At 41.1% G+C, this 1,026-nt stretch carries 2 protein-coding genes; both read left to right on the top strand.

Features of this window, described 5'->3' with window-relative positions; genetic code table 11:
• Positions 1-58 precede the first annotated feature (58 nt).
• Entirely contained in the window at positions 59-583 is a 525-nt protein-coding gene (locus tag ABF638_RS38150) for a thermonuclease family protein (protein WP_435027914.1), read from the top strand.
• Positions 584-678: 95 nt separating this feature from the next.
• Positions 679-1,020: an HAD family acid phosphatase gene (locus tag ABF638_RS38145; RefSeq protein WP_435027913.1), complete on the top strand. Its 342-nt coding sequence runs from the start codon at positions 679-681 to the stop codon at positions 1,018-1,020.
• The last annotated feature ends 6 nt before the right edge of the window (positions 1,021-1,026 follow it).

The raw sequence follows: 1,026 nt of genomic DNA, 5'->3' as shown, positions 1-1,026 counted from the left end.
GAGAAATATTCCCGGTTAAAATTGTGGTTTCTTATATTGCAATAACAGAGCTAGCAACATGAAGCCATTGCAGAGAACTCCCATAATCTTAACTGTGATCGCTGGAGCTATCATCACCACTATCTTGATTTTCCAAAGAACTAAGCAGCCATCCATCGCGCTTACCGAAGAATGGATAGCTACTCAAGTGGCAGATGGGGACAGCATTACAGTCCGCCAAACCGATGGCAGCCAAATGTCAGTTGAGCTTTGTGGAATTGATGCCCCGGAAGTGAAACAAGGTGAAGTGCCTGCACAAACATTGAGCAATGAAGCAAAAGATAAACTACTCAAGCTAGTCGCTACTGCCGATAACCAACTGATGATTATTCCAGTAGCAAAAGATAAGCAGGGGCACACTGTTGCTGAAGTTATGGCTCACGGACAGGGTGAGGCTGAGATTAGTTTTCAGGAAGAACTGCTTAAGAATGGTTTGGCTAAAACGCGGCTTGGTGGGGTGGAATGCCCGAATCAAATAGCTTTTGAGAATGCCCAGAGGATAGCAAAAGCATCAAAGGCTGGAATATGGGGACAATTGAAGTGACATTTTTTCTAAGTGTGCTATAAGTGTAGAACTGAACAAGCAATTTTGTTAACAGCAAATATTTACTTAGCTAAATATTGAGGATAATCCATAAAATGTATCGTCCATATATTAAGTTTGTTACATTTTCTACATTAGTCGCTTCAAGTTTGCTTCTTTTGGGACTAAAACAAGATACACCGGAGATTACTAACGCACAGCTAAATGAACAATCGGTACTAGCACTTAACTGGGTACAGCAATCAGGAGAGTATCAAGCCCTGACTTACCAAGCCTTTAATATAAGCCAGCTTATCTTCGACCAAGCCAAAGCTAAAAAAGTACGTAACCCAGCCGTTATTGTGGATGTTGATGAGACAGTTCTCGATAATAGTGCTTATCAAGCTGGTTTTATAGCGTTTATTAGTCTGGTGAAGTACAGTAACAAGAATGGGTAAACCAGT

It is taken from the genome of Nostoc sp. CALU 1950 (genome assembly GCF_051172895.1).
Taxonomy (GTDB): domain Bacteria; phylum Cyanobacteriota; class Cyanobacteriia; order Cyanobacteriales; family Nostocaceae; genus Nostoc; species Nostoc edaphicum_A.
The sequence above is the reverse complement of the archived record's forward strand: the minus strand, read 5'-3'. Positions and strand labels throughout refer to the sequence as shown.

Coding starts and splice junctions, on each gene's coding strand:
- ABF638_RS38145 (WP_435027913.1), top strand. CDS start 679: ATGTATCGTCCATATATTAAGTTTGTTACATTTTCTACATTAGTCGCT.
- ABF638_RS38150 (WP_435027914.1), top strand. CDS start 59: ATGAAGCCATTGCAGAGAACTCCCATAATCTTAACTGTGATCGCTGGA.